Genomic DNA, 450 nt, shown 5'->3' with positions numbered 1-450 from the left:
AATTGAAAAATTTTATAGTTCTGTAGAAAAATATTCAAGTAGTATAGCTATTTATGATGACGAAACAAAATATACATACAAGGAACTAAAAATAATTGTTAATAAAGTTGCAAATGAATTAAAACAAAATGGAATAGAATTAAATCAGTGTGTCCCCTTAATTATGAAACCATCCACTAATCTAATAATAGTCATATTGGCACTCTATCAAATTGGTGCATACTATCTACCTATTGCACATTCATTTCCTAAAAAAAGGAAATTATTATTTCTAAAAGATAGTAACAGTGATTGTTATATTTCGGATGAAGAAGAATTGAAAACCAATAAAAAATATATAAATGTCATGAAATTGATTAATAAAGCAAAAAATAATAACCATATTGCGACACATTCAAAAATTAAGGAAGGAAAATATGCGTATAGAATTTATACATCTGGAAGTACTGG

At 25.3% G+C, this 450-nt stretch carries 1 protein-coding gene; it reads left to right on the top strand.

Going from position 1 to position 450, the window contains the following annotated elements:
- A partial coding sequence (locus GBH70_RS16495; RefSeq protein ID WP_172968335.1) for an AMP-binding protein occupies window positions 1-450 on the top strand: 450 nt, incomplete at both ends.

This window comes from Weizmannia acidilactici (assembly GCF_008974225.1).
Lineage (GTDB): Bacteria > Bacillota > Bacilli > Bacillales > Bacillaceae_C > Weizmannia > Weizmannia acidilactici.
The sequence above is the reverse complement of the archived record's forward strand: the minus strand, read 5'-3'. Positions and strand labels throughout refer to the sequence as shown.